Here is a 24,905-nt window from a genome sequence, read left to right as displayed (position 1 = left end):
GCCCACCGGCGAGCCGGCCCCCCAGGGAACGACGCGGCAGCCCACCGGCGGCCGATCTCCCCTGAGACAAGGCAGGGGCACGGGGGGAGGACAAGCTCCCGGGATCCCCCCCATTCGGCCTCCTCTTCACTGGAGCCGCTGCGAGAGCATCCGACGCTGAACAGGCAGAAGGATCGCCCCAGAATGGGCACGACTCTGGATGCATCCTGGGGCGATGCTGGGTCTTCAGGACAGGCCTGGCCATGGGACCAGGCCTGTCAGTGGGTTCACTTACCGGCGAGAACCGGTTCGCGTTCAGAGGCGGGGTCGGCGACTGAGGCCGTCTCGGCAGGCTCGGTGGCCGAGCTGCTGCCGGGACGACGGATGCCGCCGCGGATGCCGCTGTCAGCCTGCTGCTGGATCTGCTCCACCTCCTCGGGGCTGCGCACGGCGCTGGGAACGGGGCGATAGCCGGAAGGGGCGAAGGCCTGACCACGCAGATAGGCACCGAGGGTCAGGAGGGTGAGCTTGATCGTCTGCCAGGGATTGACCGGCACGACTCGCTTGTAGAGATAGCTGTCGAATGTGAGGCGCTGCACGTCCTTGTCGTCGCACATTTCGACAAAGGCCTCACGGGCAGGGTCATTGCTGTAGAAAACATTCTGCAGAATCTCGAGGACCTTGTACGTGGCGCCGTACTTACGATCCCACTTCTTGAGGTAGACCTTGAGATCCTTCTCCGTAGGGATGCGGCTGCCGGCGGCACTGGCCTCGACGATCTGCTCAGCGCACATCCGGCCACTCTTGGCCGCAAAGTAAATGCCTTCTCCAGAGCTCTTGGTCACGTAGCCAGCGGCATCGCCCACCAGGGCCATGCGACCGACGACACGACGGGGGCGGGGATGCTCGGGAATTGGATGGGCTTCAACCTTGATCACCTCGCCGCGGAGCAGACGGCGGGCGGCGCGGTCCCGGATTCCCTGCTGGAGGCCCTTGATCAGAGACTGATTTTTCTGCATGGTGCCTGTGCCCACGGCCACATGGTCGTACTTGGGGAAGACCCAGGCATAGAAATCAGGAGAGACATCGGTTCCGACATACATCTCAGCCAGATCTTCATAATATTTCATTTCCTCCGGCGGCAGCTTGATCCGCTCCTGAAAGGCAATGGCCACGTTGTAGTCACCGGCATCCATGGCCTTGGCAACACGGCTGTTGGCCCCGTCAGCGCCAATGATCAGGTCCACTTCGAGGGTGCGGCTCTCGCCGGTGGCCTCGCCGCTTGAGTAATCCGAATAGGTGAGCGTGTAGGGGCCCTGACGGCCAACGCCAGTATCGATCCTGGTCACCAGACCATTGATCAGATGCGCACCCAGATCTGCGGCACGGTTGCGCAGGAAGGCGTCCAGCACCTCACGGCGGCACATGCCAATGTATTCATCCTGGTTATCAAGATGAATATCCACCTCACGATTGGAGGGGGAGATCATGCGCATGTTGCGCACCTTGCGGTCGATGATCTCCTCGGGAATCTCAAATTCCGAGACCATGCAAAGGGGAATCGCGCCACCACAAGGCTTGGCGTTATCCAGCTTGCGCTCAAACAGCCAGGTTTCAATTCCTGCCTTGGCAAGCACTTCGGCAGCACAGGAACCGCTCGGGCCGCCACCCACGACTGCGACTCGCAACATCTTGAAACCTGCCACGCAAAGGAATGCCACAAAAAAACTAACACCGCAGCACCGGCGCCGGCGGCTGCAGGCACAGGCCGAAATGGCTGACCGTTCAGCGCCGCCGAAGATCGGCCACGGGTCCGGAAACTGCGGCTTCCATGGTCTTCCGCCGCAGCCGAACCATGGCCTCCGCTGATGCGCGATCGGGGAAGGAGAGGCTCCATGCCCCTATGGGGGATGGACTGGCTGAGCCGAGGCACCGGCATCGCCGCGTCAATCCCCGCTGCCAGGGGCAGGGGCACGGGCGCCCCGACACCAGGCTGGGGTCCGCAGGGGAGTTCTCCGATTGCGCTCCGACGATCGGCCCTGCTGAGGAACAACCGCCTGGACAGCGGCCGTAACATCAGCAGCGCCGCCGGCTCTGACGTGCCCGCCTCCCGCGTTGCGGAAGACATTCCAATGGCGCGGCGCATGCAGCCCGCCCCGCCCCGCCGTGCCTCGCTCAGACGCCGGTTGAGCTGGTTGCTGCTGGCCTGCGGCCTGTTCAGCGGCAGCGCCGTCCTCCTCGCTCGCGGGCCCCTCCGTTCGGTGCTCACGCCCCCGCCGGTGGCCGGCCTCAACGCCCGCCTCAGCCGCGATGGTCGGCTGCTGGGGCATTTCCCCTACCCGGAAGCATCGGCGGCCAACCTCGTCACCTTTGCGCCGGGGCAACAACTGCACAGGGATGCCGCAGAAGCCCTGGGTGCCATGCAGAGGGCGGCAGCGCTGGATGGCGTCGGGTTGGTGGTGCTGAGCGCCTTCCGCTCCATCGCCCTGCAGAACCGCATTTTCTTCGACGTCAAGGCGGAGCGCAATCAGACCTCCCTCACCCGGGCCCGGGTGAGCGCACCGCCGGGCTTCTCCGAGCACAGCACCGGCTATGCCGTCGATCTCGGCGACGCCAGCGCGCCCGCGACCAACCTCTCACCCAGCTTCGATCAGACCGCCGCCTTCCGCTGGCTGGCCGCCAACGCCGCCCGCTTCCACTTCCAGCTCTCCTTTCCGGAAGGCAACCCCCAGGGCGTCAGCTACGAGCCCTGGCACTGGCGCTACGAGGGAACGACGGAGGCCCTGCGTCTGTTTGAGCCGGCCCAGCGGCTGGCCCGTTGAAGACCAGCTGCCTGAGGAGGCGGGACCAGCCAAACCACCGCCCGGGTTCGCGATGAGCCTGGCGCGTCGCGCGGTAAGATCAATAATCGCTTCAATCCGTCACAAAGCGAATCGATGCCCATGAGTGGCCCCACGAGCAGCAGCCCCACCAGGAGCGACGTCAAAGGCGTCCCGATCCGCAACATCGCGATCATCGCCCACGTCGACCACGGCAAGACCACCCTGGTGGACGCGCTGCTCAGCCAGTCCGGCATCTTCCGCGAAGGTGAGGCGGTGCCCACCTGCATCCTCGACTCCAACGACCTGGAGCGTGAGCGCGGTATCACGATTCTCTCGAAGAACACCGCCGTCGATTACAACGGCATCCGCATCAACATCGTCGACACCCCTGGCCACGCCGATTTCGGCGGGGAGGTGGAGCGGGTTCTGGGCATGGTCGATGGCTGTCTGCTGATCGTCGACGCCAATGAGGGCCCGATGCCCCAGACGCGCTTCGTGCTCAAGAAAGCGCTCGAGAAGGGCCTGCGCCCGATTGTGTTCGTCAACAAGATCGATCGTGCGCGCGTCGATCCCGAGCAGGCCGTCGACAAGGTGCTCGACCTCTTCCTCGAGCTTGGCGCCGATGACGACCAGTGCGATTTCCCCTACCTCTTCGGCAGCGGCATGGGCGGCTACGCCAAGCCGGACATGAAGACCGAGAGCGACAACATGAGGCCGCTGTTCGATGCCATCCTGCGCCACGTGCCGCCGCCGGTGGGCGACGCCACCAAGCCGCTGCAGCTGCAGGTGACCACGCTGGATTACAGCGATTTCCTCGGTCGGATCATGATTGGCCGCATCCACAACGGCACGATTTCGGCCGGCCAGCCCGCCGCTCTGATCCGCGATGACGGCACGATCAAGCGCGGCAGGATCAGCAAGCTGCTGGGCTTCCAGGGCCTGCAACGGGTTGAGATCGACACTGCCAGCGCCGGCGACCTGGTCGCCGTGGCCGGTTTCGACGAGGTGAACATCGGCGAGACGATCGCCTGCCCGGACCATCCCGAGGCGCTGCCGCTGATCAAGGTCGATGAACCGACCCTGCAGATGACCTTCGTGGTCAACGACTCCCCGTTCGCGGGCAAGGAAGGCAAGTTCGTCACCAGCCGCCAGCTGCGAGACCGCCTGCAGCGCGAGCTGCTCACCAACGTCGCCCTGCGGGTGGAGGACACCGACTCGCCTGATCGCTTCTCGGTGAGCGGCCGCGGCGAACTCCACCTCGGCATCCTGATCGAGACGATGCGCCGTGAGGGCTACGAGTTCCAGGTGAGCCAGCCGCAGGTGATCTTCCGCACGATCGACGGCACCCCCAACGAACCGTTCGAGACCCTGGTGATGGACGTGCCCGAAGAGGCGGTGGGTGCCTGCATCGAAAAGCTCGGCATCCGCAAGGGTGAGATGCAGAACATGGAGACCACCAGCGACGGCCGCACCCAGCTGGAATTCGTGGTGCCCTCCCGGGGCCTGATCGGCTTCCGCGGCGAGTTCATCCGCGCCACACGCGGCGAGGGGATCATGAGCCACTCCTTCCTCGACTACCGCCCGATGCAGGGCGACTTCGACACCCGCCGCAACGGCGTGCTGATCGCCTTCGAGGAAGGCACGGCGACCTTCTATGCGCTCAAGAATGCCGAAGACCGCGGCCAGTTCTTCATCACCCCCGGCACCAAGGTGTACAAAGGGATGATTGTGGGCGAAAACAACCGGCCTCAGGATCTCGAGATCAACGTCTGCAAGACCAAGCAGCTCACCAACATGCGCTCCGCCGGCGCTGAGGAACTCGACACCCTGCAGGCCCCCGTGCAGATGACGCTGGAGCGCGCTCTGGAGTACATCGGACCGGACGAGATGCTCGAGGTCACGCCGGAATCGATCCGCCTGCGCAAGCTTCCCGCCAGGAAGCCCGCCAAGCGTTGAGTTCCATCTCCGCACCGCCCGAGACGCAACGGGATGGCGACAGCGAGGACATCCGCCTGCTGGCGGATCCTCGCCTCGCCGAGGCGATCAGCCTGTTCAACCGCGGTGAGTGGTACGCCTGCCACGACGGCTTCGAGGAGCTCTGGCACGAGACCCAGGGCGACAGCAGGCCTCTCCTTCAGGGTCTGCTGCAGGCCGCCGTGGCTCAGCTGCATCTCGAGCGCGGCAACCGGCGTGGGGCCACGGTGCTGATCGGTGAGGCCCTCGGGCGGCTGGCTCGCTGCGGGGAACGCGGCCTCGGCATCGAACTGATCCCCTTGCGCCAGAGCCTGCGGCTCTGGCTGAAGGCGCTGCAGCACGATGAGCCGACAGACACTCTGTCTCTTCCGCATCTGGTGAGGACGCTGCAGCATCCACCGGTAAATTGAGGCACTTCTTCAGTGCCGGCCATGATCTGCCCTGCAGATCACTCCCGTCACAGGCCTTTTCACGCATGCGCAGCGCCTGGCCGCTCCTCGGCCTCCTCTCCCTCGGAGCACTTCCCGCGGTGCTGGCTCTGACCATGCCACGCCCCGCACCGGCATCGGCCGCTGGGGTGCCACCCTCCGTCGCAGCCAGCCCTTCCGGATCGGACGCCTCGACCGCTGCCCCGGCCGGTCCGGATGCCGGGATGGTCACGATCGAATCGGACAGCCAGCAGGCCGACAACCGCACCGGGGTGGTGACCGCCACCGGCAACGTGCGGATCACGTACCCCGATCGCCGCATGGTGGCGACCTCGCGCCAGGCGCAGTACTACTCCAAGGAGGGACGCCTGGTGCTCACCGGTGACGTCGACGTCATCGACGAGGACGGCCAGAGGATCCGTGCCGAACGGCTGGTGTATCGCCTCGACAGCGAGCGCCTGGTGGCTGAACCCCAGAGCGGCAGGCAGGTCTACAGCCGCCTTCGCCTGCAACCCTCCCAGCCTGGTGGAACCGCCGCTCCTGCGCCGGCCCTGCTGCCATGAGCCTGGCCCTGGATCGGGTGGCCATCACCCTGGGGGGCCGCCTCCTGGTGGCCAATGTGAGCCTGGACCTCCATCCCGGCGAGGTCGTCGGTCTGCTGGGACCCAACGGCGCCGGCAAAACCACGACCTTCAACCTCGTCACCGGGCTGCTGCGCCCCGATGAGGGGGATGTGCTGCTGGACGGTGAGTCGGTGGCCGACCTGCCGATGCCGGTGCGAGCCCGCCGCGGCATCGGCTATCTCCCCCAGGAGGCGAGCGTGTTCCGGCAGCTGTCGGTGCGCGACAACCTGCGACTCGTGCTCGCAGAGAGCGGCACACCGAAGGAGCTGCAACGCGAACGGCTCGAAACACTGATCGAGGATTTCCATCTCGGCGCCTTCCAGCACCGGCTCGGCTATCAGCTCTCCGGTGGCGAACGGCGTCGCTGTGAAGTGGCCCGCGCCCTCGCGGTCGGAGCGGAAGGTCCGCGCTACCTGCTGCTTGACGAACCGTTCGCAGGCGTCGATCCACTGGCGGTGGCCGATCTGCAGGGCCTCATCCACGTCCTGCGTCAGCGCGGCATGGGGGTCCTGATCACCGATCACAACGTGCGCGAAACCCTGGCGACGATCGACCGGGCCTACATCCTCACCGAAGGATCGCTGCTCGCCTCCGGCAGCTCCGCCGAGGTGGCCGCGAACCCGCTGGTGCGGCGCCACTACTTGGGAGAAACCTTCGCACTGCTCGCCACACCGGGGTTCTGGGGCGGTGATCCGATCGAGCCGATTCCGGCGGATCCCCCCGAACCCGAACCTCTCCCCATCGCACCATCGGGCCTGAGCGCATCCAGCCCGGCCCGGCGTCGCAGCACCTGGCAGAGGCAGCTGCGCGACCGCAGCCGGCCGCTCTCTCAGGCGCTGCAGAAGCTGATCCAGCCGCTGCGGCCATGGGTTCGCCGCATCCCCCTGCTGGATCGCTGGCTCACGGGCGAACTGATGGGCCCGTTGCTGTTCGGCATCGCAGCCTTCACCGCCGTTTCGCTGTCGGTGGGCGTCGTGTTCGAGCTGGTGAGGCGGGTGGCCGAATCCGGGCTGCCGCTCATCACCGCCATGCTGGTGTTGCTGCTGCGGCTCCCGGGTTTCCTGGTGCTGTCCTTCCCCATGGCCACACTGATGGCCACCCTGCTGGCCTACAGCCGTCTTTCGGGGAGTTCGGAGCTGACCGCGTTGCGCAGCGTCGGCGTGAGCACGAGGCGGATGGTGGTGCCGGCCCTGGTGCTGGCCGTGGTGATGAGCCTGCTCACCTTCGTGTTCAACGACCTGATCGTGCCCCGGTCCAACCTGGCGGCCACCAACACGCTCGAACGTGCCCTCGGACGGGCGATCTCCAGCGACAAGGGCGACAACATCCTCTATTCACGCTTCGGCCGCATCAAGCTGGAGGACGGTGAATCGACCCGGCAGCTCACCCACATCTTCTATGCCCGCAAATACCGACAGGGTGAAATGCGGGATGTGACTCTGATCGATTTCTCCCGCCTCGGCCAGCGTCAGATGCTGATGGCCGAAACCGGGGAATGGAACGATGACAAAGGGATGTGGGAATTCCGGGACGGGCGCATCCTCAATATCGATGAGCGCACCGGCGGCACCACCTCTGCACAGTTCGACCGCTATCTCTATCCGCTCAGCCGTGATCCCCAGGAGGTGGCCAAACTACCCACCGATGCCTCCTTGATGACCGTGGGGCAGGCCAGGCGGGCCGAGCGGCTGCTGCGGGAGGCCAACAACAACAAGGAGGCTCGCCGCCTGCGGGTGCGCATCCAGGAGAAATTCGCCTTTCCGGCCATCTGCCTGGTGTTCGGCCTGATCGGCAGCAGCCTCGGTGTGCGCCCCCACAGCCGCACCAGTCGCAGTCAGGGCTTCGGCATCAGCGTGCTCCTGATCTTCGGCTATTACCTGATGTCGTTCATCTTCAGTTCGCTCGGCATCAATGGCACCCTGGCCCCGATCCCGGCCGCCTGGCTGCCGGTGATTCTTGGCCTCGGTGCGGGCGTCTGGTTGCTCCGGCAGGCCAGTCGGTGACATCCTCCATCAGCAGGCTGCGCACCCCAGCGGGCCGGGCGGCAGACTGGGCCCGTCAGACGAACTGCGCGTGAACGATTCGGTTGTCGCCCTTGGCCTGGTGGCCTTCGGCCTGTTGCTGCTGGTGCTCCCTCTCTCCTTCTGGTCACTCAGCGGCGGAACCAACAGCCCCTGGGTGCGCCTTCTGGTGGCGGCAGCCAATCTGGTTCTCACCGCCCAGCTGGTCCTGCGCTGGTGGGATTCGGGCCACTTCCCGATCAGCAACCTCTACGAGTCGCTCTGCTTCCTGGCGTGGGGATGCACGATCACCCAGCTGCTCGTCGAGCGTGCCTGGCCGAGTCCTCTGGTTCCGGCGGCAGCCACTCCGATGGCCCTGGGCTGCGTGGCCTTCGCCAGCTTCGCCCTGCCCGATCAGCTGCAGCAGGCCTCCCCGCTGGTGCCCGCCCTGCGCTCGAGCTGGCTGGTGATGCATGTGAGTGTGATCATGCTGAGCTACGCCGCGCTGCTCGTGGGCTCGCTGCTGAGCGTTGCGGTGCTGTTCACCGACCGCAACGAAGTCCTCGAGCTGCGCAGCAGTTCGATCGGCAGCGGCGGTTACCGCCAGGCTGCACTCGCCAGCGACGGTCCGGGAGCGATGTCCCTGAGCAGCACCACCTTCCGCATCAGCGAACAGCTCGACAGCCTCAGCTACCGCACGATCACCGTCGGCTTCCTGCTGCTGTCGGTGGGCCTGGTCAGCGGAGCCGTGTGGGCCAACGAGGCCTGGGGCAGCTGGTGGAGCTGGGACCCCAAGGAGACGTGGGCACTCATCTGCTGGCTCGTCTACGCCGCCTATCTGCACACCCGGCTGATCCGCGGGTGGCAGGGAAGGAAGCCGGCTCTGGTTGCAACCGCAGGCCTTGTCGTGATTGCCGTGTGTTACATCGGGGTGAATCTTCTGGGCATCGGTCTCCATTCCTACGGGTGGTTCTTCGGGAGCTAGTCCCCTGATTGAACGGAGTGCTTACTGTGGCGCCAGCCTCAGTGACCCGGGTTCACCACTCGCTGATCGTTTGATCGAGCCGGGCCGTGTGTTGGGGGTGTGGTCCGGCTCCTTGTCTCAACCAGGATGGGATGAGATGCTGTTCGTTCAGGCAGATGCCGATGATCAGCCATGCCGCTCTCGCCGTCATCCCTGTGCTGGTGGCCACGTCCTCGCTCCTGAACGTCGCTCCATCCCTTGGCCATCCGCGGACCACCGTGGTTCCGGAGCACGAAAACCTGGTGCCCGCCCCTGGATCAGCCGTCACCCAGGGGGTGCTGGCCGTGAAACAGCTGGGAGGCCAGCCTCTCGAGCAGGAGTTCAGCGGGCTGCGTGGCCGGGAACTGCGGGTGCGGGAGCTGATCATTGCCCCAGGTGGCACCATCGCCCTGCACCGCCATGACCAACGCCCCGGGGTGGCATACATTCTCGAGGGGCAGATGACCGAGCGGCGACATCCAGGCTTCTCCCCTCTCGTGGTCGGTCCCGGAGAGGTAGCTTTCGAAGCGAGCGGGGTCACGCACTGGTGGCGCAATGCGGGCCATGTTCCTGCCAGGGTCCTGGTGGTCGACATCGTGCCGCTGAACACTCCCTGGCCCTGGATCCACAGCAAACGGGATCCTCGGTGAGGAGGTGCCTGTTGCATCCCGTGCGGTGAGCAAGCCGGCTGTGCGGCTGATGCAGTTCTGAGTGTCCGGGAAAGCCGGATCCGCTTGATGGTCCCGCCCATTCCGTCGGGTCAGAAGGTCTCTATCTGGAACATCTGATCCTTCCCTGCTCCCATTCCTGAACGCGAACACTCGGATGCACCAGGATTCGGCTGCCGACATCTCCACAGAAACCGGCTGAAAAGCCCCTCCGCCTTGCGAGCGAGAGGGGCTCTGGAACCGGATTCGAGCAGGGATGGCGATGGCGGGATTCAGACCAGCGCGGGCTGAGGGCGGCGGCTGGTGCGGATGCCCTGGATCGCCTCGGCATAATCCGAGGCACCGAAGACACCGGAACCGCTGACGATCGCATTGGCGCCGGCTTCGATCACCTGCCAGGCGTTGGCAGGCTTGATGCCGCCGTCAACCTCGATCCAGGGATCCAGGCCCTTCTCATCGCAGAGGCGACGCAGATCGCGGATCTTCTGCACCTGATTCTCGATGAAGCTCTGGCCGCCGAAGCCGGGGTTCACACTCATGATCAGCACCAGATCGCAGAGCTCGAGGCAATACTCAAGCGTATCGATCGGGGTGCTGGGGTTGAGGACGGCACCGGCCTGCTTGCCCAGCTCCTTGATCTGGGCGAGGTTGCGGTGGAGGTGCGGGCAGGCCTCGACCTGCACCGAGATGATGTCGGCGCCGGCCCTGGCGAACTCGGGCACATATTTCTCAGGCTCGACGATCATCAGGTGGACGTCGAGAGGCTTGGTCGTCACGGGGCGCAGGGCCTCGACGATCAGCGGACCGATGGTGATGTTGGGCACGAAGCGGCCATCCATGACATCGACGTGGATCCAGTCGGCGCCGGCCTGATCGACGGCGCGCACGTCGTCGCCGAGCCGCGAGAAATCAGCGGACAGGATGGAGGGGGATACCACCAGGGGTTTGTTGCTCATGGTTGTCCGCCGGGGCGCAGGGGGCCTGGATTGTAAGGAGCCGACCTCCCCGCGCTGATACGATTGCCCGGCTTCCAGCCCGAGAGGGCCTGCTGTTGCTGGTGCCTGCGGCCCTCAAGGGCCTGCCATGCAGGCACGTCAGGCACCTCCGCCGGAAGTTCTCCCCCCATCCCCCGCCGGACTGCCGTGGATCGCTCCCTCATCCAGGAAATTCTCGAGGTCGTCGAACAGGCCGCCATCGCCTCCGCCCGGCTGACCGGCATGGGGCTCAAGAACGAAGCTGACGCCGCGGCTGTGGAGGCCATGCGCAAGCGCATGGGCACCATTCCCATGCAGGGTCGCATCGTGATCGGCGAGGGCGAGCGCGATGAGGCTCCGATGCTCTACATAGGAGAAGAGGTGGGCAGCGGTGTCGGCCCGGGCGTGGACTTCGCCGTGGATCCCTGCGAGGGCACCAACCTTTGCGCGAACAGCCAGCGCGGCTCCATGGCGGTGCTCGCTGCTTCCGATCGGGGCGGTCTGTTCAACGCGCCCGACTTCTACATGAAGAAACTGGCCGCTCCCCCGGCCGCCAAGGGCAAGGTGGACATCCGCAAGTCGGCCACCGAGAACATCGAGATCCTCAGCCAGTGCCTGGGCGTGCCCAAGGATGAGCTCGTGATCGTCGTCATGGACCGTGCTCGCCACAAGGATCTGATCAAGGAGATCCGCGCCACCGGTGCCCGCGTCCAGCCGATCTCCGACGGTGACGTGCAGGCCGCCATCGCCTGCGGTTTCGCCGGCACCGGCACCCATTGCCTGATGGGGATCGGCGCCGCCCCCGAAGGCGTCATCTCCGCCGCAGCCCTGCGCGCCCTCGGCGGTCACTTCCAGGGTCAGCTGGTCTATGACCCCGCCGTGGCCCAGACCTCCGAGTGGGCGGACCTGACCAAGGAGGGCAACCTGGCCCGCCTGGCCGAAATGGGCATCAGCGATCCCGACAAGGTGTACGAGGCCCACGAGCTGGCCTCCGGCGAGAACGTGATCTTCGCGGGCAGCGGCATCACCGATGGCCTGCTGTTCGACGGCGTCAAGTTCGAGAAGGACTGCACCCGCACCAGTTCCCTGGTGATCAGCACCCTGGACAACACGGCCCGGTTCACCACCACCGTGCACATCAAGGATGGCGCCCAGTCGATCGCGCTGCACTGAGCCCTCCTCGACCCCCAGGTCCCGTATCCCCCTCTCCATGCACATCGCCGTCGTCGGTCTCAGCCATCGCACGGCTCCGGTGGAGATCCGAGAGCGGCTCAGCATCCCCGAGCAGACGATGGAGAGCTCTCTCCAGCGACTCCGGTCCGATGAACAGGTGCTGGAGGCCTCAATCCTCAGCACCTGCAACCGCCTTGAGATCTATGCCCTGCTCCGTCATCCGGAGCTGGGCATTTCCGCCGTGGGCGACTTCCTGAGCCAGGTGTCGGGGCTCAGCGTCGACGACCTCAGCCCCCACCTCTTCACCTTCCATCACGAAGAGGCGGTGGCCCATCTGCTGCGGGTGGCCGCCGGTCTGGACAGCCTGGTGCTGGGCGAGGGGCAGATTCTCTCCCAGGTGAAGAAGATGGTGCGGCTGGGCCAGGAGCACCGCTCCATCGGCCCGATCCTTAACCGCCTGCTCACCCAGGCGGTGAGCACCGGCAAACGGGTGCGCACCGAAACCAATCTCGGCACGGGCGCCGTGTCGATCAGCTCGGCGGCGGTCGAGCTCGCTCAGCTGAAGGTCGGCCAGAGTCGCGGGATCGACGAGCTGGTGCCCCTCGATCATGAGCAGGTGGCGGTGGTGGGCGCCGGTCGCATGGCCCGGCTGCTGCTGCAACACCTGCAGGCCAAGGGCTGCCGGGGTGCCGTGCTCCTGAACCGCACCGTGCAGCGCGCCGAGGCCCTGGCGGCTGATTTTCCCGCGCTGCCGGTGCAGTGCCGCCCACTCAGCGACCTCGACCACTGCCTGAGCACCTGCTCATTGGTGTTCACCAGCACCGGCGCCGAGGAGCCGATCATCACCGCTGACCGCCTGGCTGCCCTGAATCGGCGCTCGAGCCTGATGCTCATCGACATCGGCGTGCCTCGGAACATCAGCCCCGATGCAGGTGAACTGCAGGGCGTCGATGCGTTCGACGTGGACGACCTGCAGGAGGTGGTGGCACGCAATCAGGAATCACGGCGAGAGATCGCCCAGGAGGCCGAGGGCCTGCTGGCCGAGGAAGCCCGTCAGTTTCTCGAGTGGTGGGATGGTCTTGAGGCCGTGCCACTCGTCAACCGGCTGCGCCATCACCTCGAGGACATCCGCGAGCAGGAACTGCAGAAGGCCCTCAGTCGCATGGGCCCCGACCTGTCGGCCCGGGAGCGCAAGGTGGTGGAAGCCCTCAGCAAGGGGATCATCAACAAGATCCTGCACACACCGGTGACGCGTCTGCGGGCGCCTCAGCCGCGCCAGCAACGCCACCTGGCGATGAAGGTCATGGAGGAGCTGTTCGAGCTCAACGAAGCCGGCGGCGAAGCCTGAGACACTCCACAGGGAGCGTGCTTCGAAGTGTACGGGGCACTCGCGCCGATGCCCCGCCTTCCTGTACGGTCAGCGCGGTGAGATAAGGGGTCCCTGGTTCGATGAAGCGTGTTCTGGCGATCATTCTCGGAGGGGGCGCAGGAACCCGCCTCTATCCCCTCACCAAGATGCGGGCCAAACCGGCAGTCCCCCTGGCCGGCAAGTATCGTCTGATTGATATTCCCATCAGCAACTGCATCAACTCCGAGATCAACAAGATCTACGTCCTGACGCAGTTCAACAGCGCCTCACTCAATCGTCACCTGACGATGACCTACGACCTCTCGGCCGGCTTCGGCCAGGGTTTTGTCGAGGTGCTTGCCGCCCAGCAGACCCCCGACAGCCCCAGTTGGTTTGAGGGCACTGCAGATGCTGTTCGCAAATACCAGTGGCTGTTCCAGGAATGGGACGTTGACCATTATCTGATTCTGTCCGGTGATCAGCTCTACCGGATGGACTACAGCGCCTTCGTGCAGCACCACATCGACACCGGTGCCCACCTGAGTGTCGGCGCCCTGCCTGTCGATGCCGCCCAGGCAGAAGGCTTCGGACTGATGCGAACAACCCCGGATGGACGCATCCGCGAATTCCGCGAGAAGCCCAAAGGAGCCGATCTCGAAGCGATGCAGGTGGATACCGCAAGGCTCGGCCTGACGCCGGAAGAAGCTGTCAAGCGGCCCTATCTGGCCTCGATGGGGATCTACGTCTTCAGCCGTGCAACGCTGTTCGATCTGTTGGCGAAGCACCCATCCGCCACCGATTTCGGCAAGGAGATCATCCCCGAGGCGTTGCACCGAGGCGACAACCTGCAGAGCTACCTTTTCGATGACTACTGGGAGGATATCGGCACGATCGGGGCTTTCTATGAGGCCAACCTGGCACTCACAGAACAACCCAATCCGGCCTTCTCCTTCTACGACGAGAAATTCCCGATCTACACCCGTCCCCGCTATCTTCCCCCCAGCAAGATGCAGGATGCCCAGGTCACCGAGTCGATCATCGGTGAGGGATCCCTGCTCAAGGCCTGCAGCATTCACCATTGCGTCCTTGGTGTGCGGACGCGCGTCGAAGATGAGGTGGTCCTGCAGGACACTCTCGTGATGGGAGCCGATTACTTCGAATCAATGGAGGAGCGTGCGCTGCTGCGCCAGCGCGGGGGCATTCCCATTGGCGTGGGCCGAGGCACCACCGTGAAGCGGGCGATCCTTGACAAGAACGTGCGCATCGGTGAAAACGTCACGATCGTCAACAAGGATCGCGTCGAGGAGGCCGATCGGCCGGAGCTCAATTTCTACATCCGCAATGGCATCGTGGTGATCGTCAAGAACGGCACGATCGCCGATGGCACGGTGATCTGAATCTCACGACAGGACCTTCATGCGTTCCATAGGAACCACCTGGCACCACAGCCCTTCTGATGGAGGTCTTGGTTTCCCCCTGCAGCATTGCCCTGCTGACTCCAGGGCATGCGCCCCGCTCCATCAGGGTCGTGGGCATTCCAGCGGCGCAAGTCCGTCACTCCCCGCTCCCCCCTGCCAGCCCATGACCGGGGGCGACCGATTGATGGCAGCTCACAGGCCTGCCTTCCGGTCCGCCAAGGCCGACCTCCCAACCTGCGGGCCTGTCCAGACAACGGTGGCTGGACAGGCAGCACGTCAGAACGGCCAGTCGGTCAGCCCGGCTCGCGGCCGCGACTCGCCACGTCCCCCTCGGAACGGACTGCACGCCCAGAAGCTGGCCGCCACCGCTGAGGTGTGAACCATCAACCCCGGGGGCATCCGGGGGGTCTCACCCGCCGGTCGCCTGGCTTTGGCATCGCCCCGGGACAGGGCACGGCAGCGATGGACGTGCGGGACAACGAGGCAGCCCCTGGATTGCAACGGCGCTGCGAAACCGGAGACAGAGCGCCAGCGCCAGCGCATCCTGACAACTTCTGACCGGTGGGCTGTGCCGTTCATGCCCATTGGCCAGACTGCCGCCAGAACCCCCACCCCCTCCCCATGGGCAAGGCTCACTTCGGTCTGATCGGGCTCGGCGTGATGGGCGAGAACCTCGTCCTCAACGCGGAGCGCAACGGCTTCTCCAGCGTCGTCTACAACCGCACCTACGCCAAGACGCAGGAGTTTCTCGCCGGTCGCGGGGCGGGCAAGGACATCATCGGTGCCGAAACGCTGCCTGAATTCGTCGCGGCCCTCGAGCGTCCCAGACGCATCCTGGTGATGGTCAAGGCCGGCCAGCCGGTCGACGACATGATCAGCACCCTCTCGCCGCTGCTGGAGGAGGGGGATCTGCTGATCGACGGCGGCAATTCCCTCTACACCGACACCGAACGGCGCGTCGCCCAGCTGGAATCGCAGCGCTTCGGCTTCATCGGCATGGGCGTCTCCGGCGGCGCCAAGGGGGCTCTGGAGGGCCCGAGCATGATGCCCGGCGGCACCCGCGCCGCCTACGACGCCATCGAGAGCCTGCTCACCGCCATGGCCGCCAAGGTGAGCGACGGGGCCTGCGTCACCTACATCGGTCCTGGGGGCGCCGGCCACTTCGTCAAGACCGTCCACAACGGCATCGAGTACGGCATCGAGCAGATCCTGGCCGAGGCCTATGACCTGATGAAGCGGGTCGCCGGCATGGACGGCACAGCCATGGCGGATGTGCTGGATGGCTGGAACCAGCTCGAGGAGCTCTCCTCCTTCCTGGTCGAGATCACCGAGGTCTGCCTGCGCACCCGCGATCCGGAGGACGGTGGCGATCTGGTGGAGAAGATCGTCGATGCCGCCGGCCAGAAGGGCACCGGTCTGTGGACCGTGATCAGCGCCCTGGAGATGGGTGTGCCGGTGCCCACCATCTACGCCGCCCTCAACGCCCGCGTGCTCAGCTCCCTGCGCAGCGAACGGATCGCAGCCGAGTCGATCCTGCCGGCGGCGCGGCCGGCCCAGCTGCCCACCCGCAGCTTCGATCTGGGCGATCCCGCCAGTGGCATGGCACCGCTGCGCGACGCCACGATCCTGGCCTGCATCGCCAGCTACGCCCAGGGCATGGCCCTGCTTCAGGAGGCCTCCACCCTGCACGACTACAAGCTCAACTTCCCCGAGATCGGCCGCATCTGGAAGGGGGGCTGCATCATCCGCGCACGGCTGCTGCAACGCATTCAGGACGCCTACAACGCCAACGCCGGCCTGCCCAACCTGATGGTCGACCCCTGGTTCGCCGAACAGATCAACCGGCGTCTGCCGGCTCTGCGCCAGGTAGTGGCCGGCGCCGCCCTCGCCGGCATCCCGGTGCCCTGCCTGAGCAGCAGCCTCGATTACATCAGCAGCTACGGCACTGGCCGTCTGCCGCAGAACCTGGTGCAGGCGATGCGCGACTGCTTCGGCTCCCACACCTACGAGCGTGTGGACCGTGCCGGCAGCTTCCACACGGAGTGGCTGTGATGACGCGCTACCGGCTGATCATGGCCAGCGGTCCGGAGGACCTGGCCCGCCAGTGCGCCGAACGGATCGCCTCCGGCATCGATCTGGCGCTGGCGGAACGGGACCGCGCCCAGATCGCCCTGGCCGGCGGCGAAACGCCGAAGCCTGCCTACGAACGGCTCGGCAACGAACACCTGCCCTGGGAGCGGGTGGACGTCCTGCTTGGTGACGAGCGCTGGGTGGATGCCGAGGATCCCGCGAGCAATGCTCTGATGCTCCGCCGGACCCTGCTGGCCCAGGCTCCGGCACTGCACGCGCGGTTCCATCCGGTCCCCACCGATTCCGACGCCCCCGCCGCCGATGCCGCTCTGTACGCAGACCTCGTCGCCGAACTGTGCGCCGGCCGCCCTCCACGGCTCGATCTTGTCCTGCTGGGTCTCGGGGATGACGGCCACACCGCCTCGCTGTTCCCCGGCACTGAAGCCACGACGGTGACGGACCGCTGGGCCACGGTGTCGGAAGGAAAGGGATTACCGCGCATCACCCTGACGTCCCCGGTGCTGTCCGCAGCCAGGCAGGTGATCTTCCTGGTGAGTGGAGCCGGCAAGCAGCAGGCTCTGCGTCGGCTCCTCGATCCCTCGGAACCCGCCGAGCGGACGCCGGCCCGGCTGGTGCAGCCCGCCGGTGAGGTGGTGATCCTCGCGGACGCCGCCGCCGCCGAGGGGCTCCAACCCGGCCTGCAGATGCCGGGCTGACCCCGCGCAGGCCCCTGGCTGGCCGGTCGACTCGCGCCATCCGGCCCATGCAGGAGCGATCGATCGGCGTGTCAGGCAACACCGCAGTCCCTCAGGACCCGCCAAGCTGGAAGGCTATGGAGGATGGGGCGCGATGCGAGTGGTTTCGGGCGAGGGTTTCAGCGGCTGGCATGCCCTCAATGACACGATCATGGGCGGCCGCAGCAGCGGCAGCTGCCGCTGCGGCTCCTACGGCCTCGACTTCGACGCCCAGGTGGTCGCCGAGGGCGGCGGCTTCGTCAGCGTGCGCTCGCCCCTGTTCTCGCCACCGCTGGATCTGTCGGCCTTCCGCGGCCTCGAGCTGGTGCTGGCCGGAGAGGGCCGGCGCTTCAAGCTGGCGGTGGCCTGCGCCGACGGTGCCGCGGGCCTCACCGAGCTCATCCCGGGTGGGCTGCGCTGGGTGCGTGAATTCGGCACGGAGCCCGAAGGCTTCAGCAGGGTCCGTATCGACTTCGATCAGCTCACACCGTCGCTGCGCGCCCAGCCGATCGAGAAGCTGCCGCTGGGCCTGCCTCTGCGCTTCGATGCCTCGCGCATCACCCGCCTGCAACTGCTGCACTCCCGTTTCGGGGACGACGGCGGCGCCAATCCAGGCTTCCGCGCCGGCCCCCTGCATCTGGTGATCGAATCGATCCATGCCGTCGCCTGAGTCCGACTTCTCCCGGCCGGAGCCCCATGGGCCGAACGACCCCGCAGCCCGGAGCGCCCATCGCGATGACGACGGTGCCAACACCGATCTGATCCGGCTGGTGGCAGCAGCGGCCGATCTGTGCCGCAAGCCCCTGCGCCATGGCGTGGTGCCCGTGAGCGAGCCAGCGGGCGGCGACGGAGAGACTCTGGACGTGTCTCTGCGGCTGGAGGCACGCACCGCCGAAGGCGAACGCCTCCCCGAACAGGATCTGGAGCTGGAGATCTACCCCAGCGGGGCCGACCTCAATCTCACCCTGGCCTGGTGCCAGGACGAGCAGCGGCCGATGCTCTGGCAAGGCGGCCATCCGGTGTGGATGGATGCGGCCGGATCCCGCTGCGCACCGCCGACAGACGGTGCACCGGTGGAAGCCCTGGCCAGGCGGCTGCGGGCCCTGCTGATCAACGCCTGAGGCAGTCAGCTCACTCGACCGGATCGGTCACCGCCCCCAGGCTGCTGCTGCTCACAAGGCGTGCGTACTTGCCCAGCACGCCGGTGCGATAGCGGGGCTCGGGCTTCACCCAGGCGGCGCGGCGCTTCGCCAGCTCAGCCTCATCCACGTTCAGCTGGATCAGCAGCTGGTTGGCGTCGACGGTGATGCTGTCGCCCTCCTGCACCAGGCCGATGGTGCCACCCACGGCGGCCTCGGGAGCCACATGACCCACCACAAGGCCGAAGGAGCCGCCGGAGAAGCGTCCATCGGTGATCAGGGCCACCGAATCCAGAAGCCCCTGGCCCACGATCGCGGCGGTGGGACTGAGCATCTCGCGCATTCCAGGGCCGCCGACCGGGCCCTCCTGGCGCACCACAACCACATCACCGGGGTTGATCTGCTTGTCGAGGATGGCCGCCAGGCAGGTCTCCTCGCTCTCGAACACCCGCGCCGGGCCTGTGATCACCGGATTCTTGACACCGCTGATCTTGGCGACGGCGCCCTCCTCGGCCAGGTTCCCCTTGAGGATCGCCAGATGGCCCTTGGCATAGAGCGGATTGCTCAGCGGCCGGATCACGTCCTGACCGGCGGGCGGCTCACTGGGCACATCGGCCAGCACCTCGCGCAGGGTCTTCCCTTCGATCGTCTTGCAGTCGCCGTGCAGCAGGCCGGCGTCGAGCAGCAGCTTCATCACCTGGGGGATGCCACCGGCCTGATGCAGATCGACGGTGACGTATCGGCCGCTCGGCTTGAGATCGCAGATCACCGGCACCCGCTGACGGATCATCTCGAAGTCGTCGATGCTCAGCGGCACGCCGGCGGTGCGGGCCACGGCCAGCAGATGCAGCACCGAATTGGTGGAGCCGCCCACCGCCATGATCACAGCGATGGCGTTCTCAAAGGCCTCGCGGGTCATCAGATCGCGGGGCAGGATGTTCTTGGCGATCGCCTCCACCAACACCTCGGCGCTGCGGGCGGCGCTGTCAGCCTTCTCGGCATCCTCAGCGGCCATCGTGGAGCTGTAAGGCAGGCTCAGTCCCAGCACCTCGAAGGCGGCGCTCATCGTGTTGGCGGTGAACATGCCACCGCAGCTGCCGGCGCCGGGGCAGGCATTCTTCTCAATGGCGGTGAGCTCCTGCTCATCGATGCGGCCACCGCTGAACTGACCCACCGCCTCGAAGGCGCTGACCACGGTGAGATCGCAGGCCCCGAGTTTGCCGGGTTTGATCGTGCCGCCGTACACGAAGATCGAGGGAATGTTCATGCGGGCCATCGCCAGCATGGCGCCGGGCATGTTCTTGTCGCAGCCACCGATCGCCAGCAGCGCATCCATGCTCTGCGCGTTGCAGGCCGTCTCGATCGAATCGGCGATCACCTCACGGCTGACGAGGGAATACTTCATCCCTTCGGTCCCCATCGAGATGCCGTCACTCACGGTGATCGTGCCGAACATCTGCGGCATCGCACCGGCATCGAGGGCCGCCTTCTCAGCCCGGCGGGCCAGATCGTTGAGCCCGAGGTTGCACGGAGTGATGGTGCTGTAGCCATTGGCGACGCCGATGATCGGCTTGCTGAAATCGCCGTCGCCGAAGCCCACGGCCCGCAGCATGGCGCGGTTGGGGGAGCGCTGGATGCCCTGGGTGATGGCGGCGGAGCGGAGCATGGCTGCGGCGAGGGAGCGTTGCCTGCAACCTACCGGTGCACTGTTCGGGCTGGACAGCCGTTGGAGCGGCCAGGCCCCTCGCGGACGCCCTTCACAGTTCTGACACCGCAGCCGAGGAACAGTGCGGAGATGCCGCACGTGCATCGCCACGAGCGCAGCGGTCGCTGGCGGGAACGCTCAGGGCTGGGTCTGCAGCTGCTCCAGCTGGCGGCGCACCTCATCGATGGCAGCGTTCAGCTGCTGCACACGGTCGTGCAGCTGGGCATCACCGGCGGGCAGCGTCTGAGCCTGGGAGGCAGTTCTGAGGCCTGGAAGACCGGCCTGGCGAAGTTGCTGCAGGTGATGGCGGGCCTGCCGTCGCCTCTCAGCGGTGGAGAGCAGCCACCAGGCCAGCCCCGCGGCTCCGACCACGGCCCCGGCGAGGGCAGAGGCCATCACGGTGCTGCCGCCGGTGGAGTGGTCGCGCGAGGGAGCCATCGGCCAGGGTGATCAGGGCGGAACATCAGCCTAGGCAGAGGCCTCGACGCTTCCATAAAGCCTGGCGGCAATGTCGCCACAACCCGGCCTGAGAAGCCCCTCGTCCGTGAGTTCCGGATCGATGCAGGCGCAGTAGACGGTGAGATCGCCGAAGCGCTCTCCCACAGCTTTCAGGCCTGGCGCCGCCGCCAGGGAGGTGATCACCCTCAGCCGGGGCCCCCGCACCCTGAGGGAATCGAGCCGCTCCAACAGGCTCAGCAGGGTGGCTCCACTGGCCAGCACCGGCAGGAACACCAGCACACCCACCCGCTCGCCGATGGCCTTCGGCAGACTGTCGAGGTACCAGCGGGATGGTGCACCAGAGTCGCCCGCAGTCAGTCCCACATGGGCCACTGAGGCGTTGGGCAGCACCCCCTGGGCGCCCTGCCACAGGCCCAGCCCCTCCCGCAGCACCGGCACCGCCAGCAGCGGGATGGTGGGATCGATGACGCGGCCTTCCGTGGCAGACAACGGCGTCTCGATCGCCACTGACCGTTCCGGCAGCCAGTCGCGCAGCGCCTCATAGGTGAGCCAGCGGCCCAGTTCCGCCAGGGATGTGGCGAACAGGGGTGAGGGGGTGTTGCGATCGCGCAGCAGGGTGAGCCAGTGGCCGATCAGGGGGTGGGGGGGCACCACCACCCGCAGAGACATGCTCATGCCTGCCATAACTTGTCGTCATCGACATTGTGAGCCCATGGGGTCCGCTCCGATCCACCTGCGCCGTGCCCTCGGAGTCCTGCTCCCCAGGTTGGCGCTGGCACTGGCCCTGCTCCTGATCCCTCTCGGTTTGGGAGGACCGCCGGCCCTGGCGATCACGGCTCCGGAGCTGCGCGGTCAACGCTCGCTGCAGGATCTGCAACCCGATATGCACGGCCGCAACCTGCAGCAGCAGGAATTTCTCAAAGCCGATCTGGAGGGCTTCGACCTCTCGGGCTCCGACCTGCGCGGCGCTGTGTTCAATAACAGCAACCTGCAGAAGGCCAACCTCAGCGGCGCGGACCTGGAGGACGTGGTGGCCTACGCCAGCCGCTTCGACGGGGCCGATCTGAGCGATGCGGTGCTCCGCAACGGGATGCTGATGCAGAGCCACTTCCGCGAGGCTTCGATCGAAGGGGCCGACTTCAGTGACGCCGTCCTCGATCTGCCCGAGCGCAAGGCACTCTGCGCCCGAGCCGGCGGCATCAATTCCCGCACCGGCATCGCCACCCGCGACAGCCTCGAGTGCCGCTGATCAGGCGCGGACGACTCCCCTCCCATAGAGTCCACCAGGATCGGTTCCGCAGGGGAGCAGCCTGCGGAGGAAACGGGGAAAGCCCGGTGAGGCGTCCTCAGAACGCCAAGACCGGCACTGTCCCGCAGCTGTGAAGGCCCGATCGGGCCCAGTCAGAACGCCCGCCGACCCCCTTCTCTCCACACCGGCGCGGACCGGCTGTTTCGATGACAATCTCCTCGCCGACCGGGCCCGGGCCTCTGCACCGCCGTCCCTCCCGACTGATCACGGCTGTGCTGGCCCTGCCCGGGGTTCTCGTGGCCCTGTTGCTGCTGACTCCAGCCGCCCAGGCGCATCACATGATGGATCTGCTGCATCTCAGGCCGACTCCGATGAGCGGCCTGATCAGTGGCCTGCTCCATCCGGTGATCGGCCCCGACCACCTGCTGTTCCTTCTGGCCCTGGCCCTGGTGGGACTGCAACGCCGGCGCATCTGGATGCTGGGCCTGCTGGCCACCGGGCTCCTCGGCAGTGCGGCCGGTCTGCTGCTTCCCGGCCTGCCAGGCAGTGAGGTTCTGGTGTCGCTGAGCCTGGTGGTGGTGGGCCTGGTGCTGTTCGGTCGCCTGCCGGCTCCGGTGCTGCTGCCCGCCTTCGCCCTGCATGGCTACGTGCTGAGCGCTTCGGTCCTGGGTTGGAATACCGCCCCATTGAGCGCCTACCTGGTGGGCCTGCTGCTCAGCCAGGGCGCCCTGCTGCTTCTGTCACTGACCGTCCTGCGTTCGCTGAGCGATCGCCTCACACCTCGTCACCACCAGATGCTCGCCTCGGCCCTGATCGGCATCGGCGGCGCCTGGAGCTGGTCTGCCCTGGTGGCTTGAAGCATGTCCTCACCAACCCGTCTGCCCGTCACCGTCGTGACGGGTTTCCTGGGCGCCGGCAAGACCACGCTGCTGCGCCACCTTCTGCTGGAGAGCGGCCAGCGCCTGGCCGTCATCGTCAACGAATTCGGTGATGTCGGCATCGACGGCGATCTGATCGCCGCCTGCGGCTTCTGCCCCGAAGAGGAACGGGACAGCCGCCTGGTGGAGCTCACCAACGGCTGCCTCTGCTGCACCGTGCAGGACGACTTCCTGCCGACCATGGAGCACCTGCTGGAGCGCTCTGATCAACTCGACGGCATCGTCGTGGAAACCAGCGGCCTGGCCCTTCCGGCGCCCCTGGTGTCGGCCTTCGGCTGGCCGGCGATCCGGCCGCGCGTGCGCGTGCAGGCCGTGGTGACGGTGGTCGATGGCGAGGCCCTGGCGGCAGGCCACTTTGTCGGAGACAGCGAAGCGGTGGAAGCCCAGCGACGTGCTGACCCCAGCATGGATCACCTCACCGCCCTCGAGGAACTGTTCGACGATCAGCTGCAGGCGGCTGATCTGGTCCTGGTCAGCCGGGCCGACCGTCTGACGGCCGAGGCGGCCGCAGGGGTGATCGAACGGATCCGGGCCGGAGCACGACCGGGAACGGGAGTACTGCCGATGACCCGGGGCCGGATCGATCCTGCGCTGGTGCTGGACGGGCCGGAATCAGGCCCCGACCAGAGCGGCGACCATCTCCGAAGCCAGCCCCACAGTCGGAACAACGACCACGACCATGGGCCCCACGCGGCGGTCACCCTTCACGTCCATGGGGACAAGGACAACCACCACCATCAGGACAGGCATCAGGACGGGCATCACGATCACGACCATCACGACCACAGCCATGCCGACATCGCCTCGGTGGTGCTGCGGCGACAGGGTGACTGGCAGCGGCAGGACCTGGAGGCGTGGCTGGCGCGACTGATCCGCGAGCAGCCGGTGCTGCGGCTCAAGGGCCGCCTGAGGCAGTCGGGCAAGGCCCTGCCCCTTCAGATCCAGGCGGTGGGGCCCCGCCTGGAGTGCTGGTACGAAAGCGAGGCGACGCCGACCTCCACGGAGGCAGGCCTGGAGCTGGTGCTGCTCATTCCCGCCAGCCAGGAGAGGGCGATACACGATTGTTTCGCCGACCTGCCGGCACCGCTGGCGGCGAGCGCAGCTCCGGCCTCCTGAGCGGCGTGCGATCTGAACCGGACGGTCACCGAGCCAGGGCTCTCCACACTCCACCCCCCTCTCCCGGCGCCATCGCCCCGCGACGGGAAGGCAACAGCCCTGACAAACCCCAGCCTTCAGGCCGCTGAGCCAGGCCGCTTGCTGCTGCATGCGCCCATGGTCCATCACCGCGATGGGAGCCGAGCCGCGTTCGCTGGCTCGGATGGAGGAGGAACGCGGAACGGCTCAGTCCAGAGGAATGTCACCCCTGGCGCAGACGCCATCCCAGCAGAGACTGGTATCCGGTTGCCAGGTGGCCGTGACCGGCTGCCAGGGGCCACCTCCCTTCTGCATGCGCACGGCTCCATCGCCACTGTGGCGAAAGTCGATGCGTTGCTCGCCGACGCGCAGCACCCAGTGCAGACCGATGTCCTCCACCTCCATGCGGCAGGGCTGCCAGGGACCGCCGCCCAGCCGGCACTCCAGTGCCGCCACCTGTCCCTGAGCGCTGGCCAGAGGAGCCGCGGCACCCTCCACGAGCACCCCGCAGAGCACCAGAGCAACCAACAGCCACAGCACGGATCCAGAGCGCGAACGAAGCGATGGCAGCCTGCTGCGGGCTGTCAGCACCGGTGTGAGCGCGCCCGAAGGCCGGAATCGCTGCATCCAGGTGAAGCCCGGATGCCCAGGGATGGCTGCTGATGGGGCGGACACGGTGCTCCGCGCGGGATGGCGCACCAGACCCCGGAGGGCAGGTGCGAGGTGGCTCTGTCTCCACCCTGACCAGAGCGGAAGGAGCGCGACGGACGGGCTGCGAAGATTTAACAAACGCCAGTGTTGCCGGTGCCGCTCTTCCATGCCCGCGTTCAGGTGTCCCTGCGCCCATCCGTGCTCGACCCAGCCGGTGAGGCCACCCGTGCCGCCGCGTCGCGGCTCGGCGTTGAGGGAATCCAGCGACTGCGCATCGGCAAGGCGATCGAGGTCTCGATCGAGGCCCCTGATCAGGCCGCGGCGCGCCAGCGCCTGGAGCTGCTCAGCGACCGCCTGCTGGCCAACCCGGTGATCGAGGACTGGAGCCTCGATCTCGCCGACGCCGGCTGAGGAGA

Annotated in this window: 24 protein-coding genes, 1 pseudogene and 1 riboswitch; of the genes and pseudogenes, 19 read left to right on the top strand and 6 right to left on the bottom strand. The window is 66.6% G+C overall.

The genetic code is table 11. The features are described from left to right. Positions 1-266: 266 nt before the first annotated feature. The gene (gene chlP, locus H8F25_RS01320; protein ID WP_197213313.1) at positions 267-1,670 is read right to left on the bottom strand and encodes a geranylgeranyl reductase; all 1,404 of its coding nucleotides are present in this window, start codon (positions 1,668-1,670) and stop codon (positions 267-269) included. A 441-nt stretch (positions 1,671-2,111) separates the two neighbouring features. Between chlP and H8F25_RS01315 the strand changes: the two genes are divergently transcribed. The 8 genes and pseudogenes from H8F25_RS01315 (at position 2,112) to H8F25_RS01280 (ending at position 9,479) form a co-directional block, all read left to right on the top strand. Next, the gene (locus tag H8F25_RS01315; protein ID WP_231597289.1) at positions 2,112-2,801 is read left to right on the top strand and encodes a D-alanyl-D-alanine carboxypeptidase family protein; all 690 of its coding nucleotides are present in this window, start codon (positions 2,112-2,114) and stop codon (positions 2,799-2,801) included. Positions 2,802-2,921: 120 nt separating this feature from the next. Then, a complete protein-coding gene (gene typA / locus H8F25_RS01310) occupies positions 2,922-4,757 on the top strand; it encodes a translational GTPase TypA (protein ID WP_197211719.1) in 1,836 nt (611 codons plus the stop codon). Next, positions 4,754-5,185 (top strand): DUF309 domain-containing protein, encoded by a 432-nt coding sequence (locus H8F25_RS01305; protein WP_370525785.1) that lies wholly within the window; start codon positions 4,754-4,756, stop codon positions 5,183-5,185. Before typA ends, H8F25_RS01305 begins: the two co-directional genes overlap by 4 nt. 242 nt (positions 5,186-5,427) lie before the next feature. After that, complete coding sequence (locus tag H8F25_RS01300; RefSeq protein ID WP_370525784.1) at positions 5,428-5,766, top strand: LptA/OstA family protein; 339 nt, start codon at positions 5,428-5,430, stop codon at positions 5,764-5,766. Then, positions 5,763-6,488, top strand: a pseudogene (gene lptB / locus H8F25_RS01295) (LPS export ABC transporter ATP-binding protein); the annotation flags it as partial. The gene H8F25_RS01300 and the pseudogene lptB, both read left to right, overlap by 4 nt. Positions 6,489-6,674: 186 nt before the next feature. Beyond that, positions 6,675-7,829 (top strand): LptF/LptG family permease, encoded by a 1,155-nt coding sequence (locus H8F25_RS01290; protein WP_197213311.1) that lies wholly within the window; start codon positions 6,675-6,677, stop codon positions 7,827-7,829. 70 nt (positions 7,830-7,899) lie between these two features. After that, positions 7,900-8,811, top strand: coding sequence for a c-type cytochrome biogenesis protein CcsB (gene ccsB / locus H8F25_RS01285; RefSeq protein WP_197211717.1), 912 nt, complete (start codon positions 7,900-7,902; stop codon positions 8,809-8,811). 161 nt (positions 8,812-8,972) lie between these two features. Further along, a complete protein-coding gene (locus H8F25_RS01280; RefSeq protein ID WP_197211716.1) occupies positions 8,973-9,479 on the top strand; it encodes a cupin domain-containing protein in 507 nt (168 codons plus the stop codon). A 290-nt stretch (positions 9,480-9,769) separates the two neighbouring features. Here H8F25_RS01280 and rpe read toward each other — a convergent pair whose 3' ends face one another. Next, entirely contained in the window at positions 9,770-10,453 is a 684-nt protein-coding gene (gene rpe, locus H8F25_RS01275) for a ribulose-phosphate 3-epimerase (protein ID WP_197211715.1), read from the bottom strand. 186 nt (positions 10,454-10,639) lie between these two features. Here rpe and glpX point away from each other — a divergent pair, with 186 nt between their 5' ends. The 7 genes from glpX to H8F25_RS01240 all read left to right on the top strand — a co-directional run bounded on the left by glpX (position 10,640) and on the right by H8F25_RS01240 (position 18,335). After that, positions 10,640-11,644 (top strand): class II fructose-bisphosphatase, encoded by a 1,005-nt coding sequence (gene glpX, locus H8F25_RS01270; RefSeq protein WP_197211714.1) that lies wholly within the window; start codon positions 10,640-10,642, stop codon positions 11,642-11,644. Positions 11,645-11,681: 37 nt separating this feature from the next. Continuing rightward, complete coding sequence (locus tag H8F25_RS01265; RefSeq protein ID WP_197211713.1) at positions 11,682-12,992, top strand: glutamyl-tRNA reductase; 1,311 nt, start codon at positions 11,682-11,684, stop codon at positions 12,990-12,992. Positions 12,993-13,093: 101 nt separating this feature from the next. After that, positions 13,094-14,389 (top strand): glucose-1-phosphate adenylyltransferase, encoded by a 1,296-nt coding sequence (locus H8F25_RS01260; RefSeq protein ID WP_197211712.1) that lies wholly within the window; start codon positions 13,094-13,096, stop codon positions 14,387-14,389. 642 nt (positions 14,390-15,031) lie between these two features. Then, a complete protein-coding gene (gndA, locus tag H8F25_RS01255; protein WP_197211711.1) occupies positions 15,032-16,462 on the top strand; it encodes an NADP-dependent phosphogluconate dehydrogenase in 1,431 nt (476 codons plus the stop codon). Beyond that, positions 16,462-17,196, top strand: coding sequence for a 6-phosphogluconolactonase (gene pgl, locus H8F25_RS01250; protein ID WP_197211710.1), 735 nt, complete (start codon positions 16,462-16,464; stop codon positions 17,194-17,196). Before gndA ends, pgl begins: the two co-directional genes overlap by 1 nt. A gap of 133 nt (positions 17,197-17,329) precedes the next feature. Next, positions 17,330-17,884, top strand: coding sequence for a CIA30 family protein (locus H8F25_RS01245; RefSeq protein WP_197211709.1), 555 nt, complete (start codon positions 17,330-17,332; stop codon positions 17,882-17,884). Beyond that, positions 17,871-18,335 (top strand): hypothetical protein, encoded by a 465-nt coding sequence (locus tag H8F25_RS01240; protein ID WP_370525783.1) that lies wholly within the window; start codon positions 17,871-17,873, stop codon positions 18,333-18,335. The genes H8F25_RS01245 and H8F25_RS01240 overlap by 14 nt, the downstream gene beginning before the upstream one ends. A 10-nt stretch (positions 18,336-18,345) precedes the next feature. On the opposite strand, the gene ilvD is transcribed toward H8F25_RS01240, so the two are convergent. From ilvD to upp, 3 genes are all read right to left on the bottom strand, one after another. After that, positions 18,346-20,019 carry a dihydroxy-acid dehydratase gene (gene ilvD / locus H8F25_RS01235; protein ID WP_197211708.1) on the bottom strand — a complete coding sequence of 558 codons (1,674 nt, stop codon included), beginning with the start codon at positions 20,017-20,019 and terminating at the stop codon, positions 18,346-18,348. A gap of 177 nt (positions 20,020-20,196) precedes the next feature. Beyond that, positions 20,197-20,496: a hypothetical protein gene (locus tag H8F25_RS01230; protein ID WP_197211707.1), complete on the bottom strand. Its 300-nt coding sequence runs from the start codon at positions 20,494-20,496 to the stop codon at positions 20,197-20,199. A 30-nt stretch (positions 20,497-20,526) separates the two neighbouring features. Beyond that, positions 20,527-21,192 (bottom strand): uracil phosphoribosyltransferase, encoded by a 666-nt coding sequence (upp, locus tag H8F25_RS01225; RefSeq protein WP_197211706.1) that lies wholly within the window; start codon positions 21,190-21,192, stop codon positions 20,527-20,529. 37 nt (positions 21,193-21,229) lie between these two features. Here upp and H8F25_RS01220 point away from each other — a divergent pair, with 37 nt between their 5' ends. The 3 genes from H8F25_RS01220 (at position 21,230) to H8F25_RS01210 (ending at position 23,820) form a co-directional block, all read left to right on the top strand. Further along, positions 21,230-21,766 (top strand): pentapeptide repeat-containing protein, encoded by a 537-nt coding sequence (locus tag H8F25_RS01220; RefSeq protein ID WP_197211705.1) that lies wholly within the window; start codon positions 21,230-21,232, stop codon positions 21,764-21,766. Positions 21,767-21,790: 24 nt separating this feature from the next. Further along, positions 21,791-21,950: riboswitch (cobalamin riboswitch) on the top strand. A 22-nt stretch (positions 21,951-21,972) separates the two neighbouring features. Continuing rightward, the gene (locus H8F25_RS01215) at positions 21,973-22,623 is read left to right on the top strand and encodes a HupE/UreJ family protein (protein ID WP_197211704.1); all 651 of its coding nucleotides are present in this window, start codon (positions 21,973-21,975) and stop codon (positions 22,621-22,623) included. Between the two features lie 3 nt (positions 22,624-22,626). After that, entirely contained in the window at positions 22,627-23,820 is a 1,194-nt protein-coding gene (locus H8F25_RS01210; protein ID WP_197211703.1) for a GTP-binding protein, read from the top strand. Between the two features lie 225 nt (positions 23,821-24,045). Here the strand turns inward: H8F25_RS01210 and H8F25_RS01205 are convergent, their stop codons facing one another. Next, positions 24,046-24,378 (bottom strand): hypothetical protein, encoded by a 333-nt coding sequence (locus H8F25_RS01205; protein WP_197211702.1) that lies wholly within the window; start codon positions 24,376-24,378, stop codon positions 24,046-24,048. Between the two features lie 264 nt (positions 24,379-24,642). Between H8F25_RS01205 and purS the strand changes: the two genes are divergently transcribed. Continuing rightward, the gene (gene purS, locus H8F25_RS01200; RefSeq protein ID WP_197213309.1) at positions 24,643-24,900 is read left to right on the top strand and encodes a phosphoribosylformylglycinamidine synthase subunit PurS; all 258 of its coding nucleotides are present in this window, start codon (positions 24,643-24,645) and stop codon (positions 24,898-24,900) included. Positions 24,901-24,905: the final 5 nt, after the last annotated feature.

The sequence above is a fragment of the Synechococcus sp. CBW1004 genome (assembly GCF_015840715.1).
GTDB lineage: Bacteria > Cyanobacteriota > Cyanobacteriia > PCC-6307 > Cyanobiaceae > Cyanobium.
The sequence above is the reverse complement of the archived record's forward strand: the minus strand, read 5'-3'. Positions and strand labels throughout refer to the sequence as shown.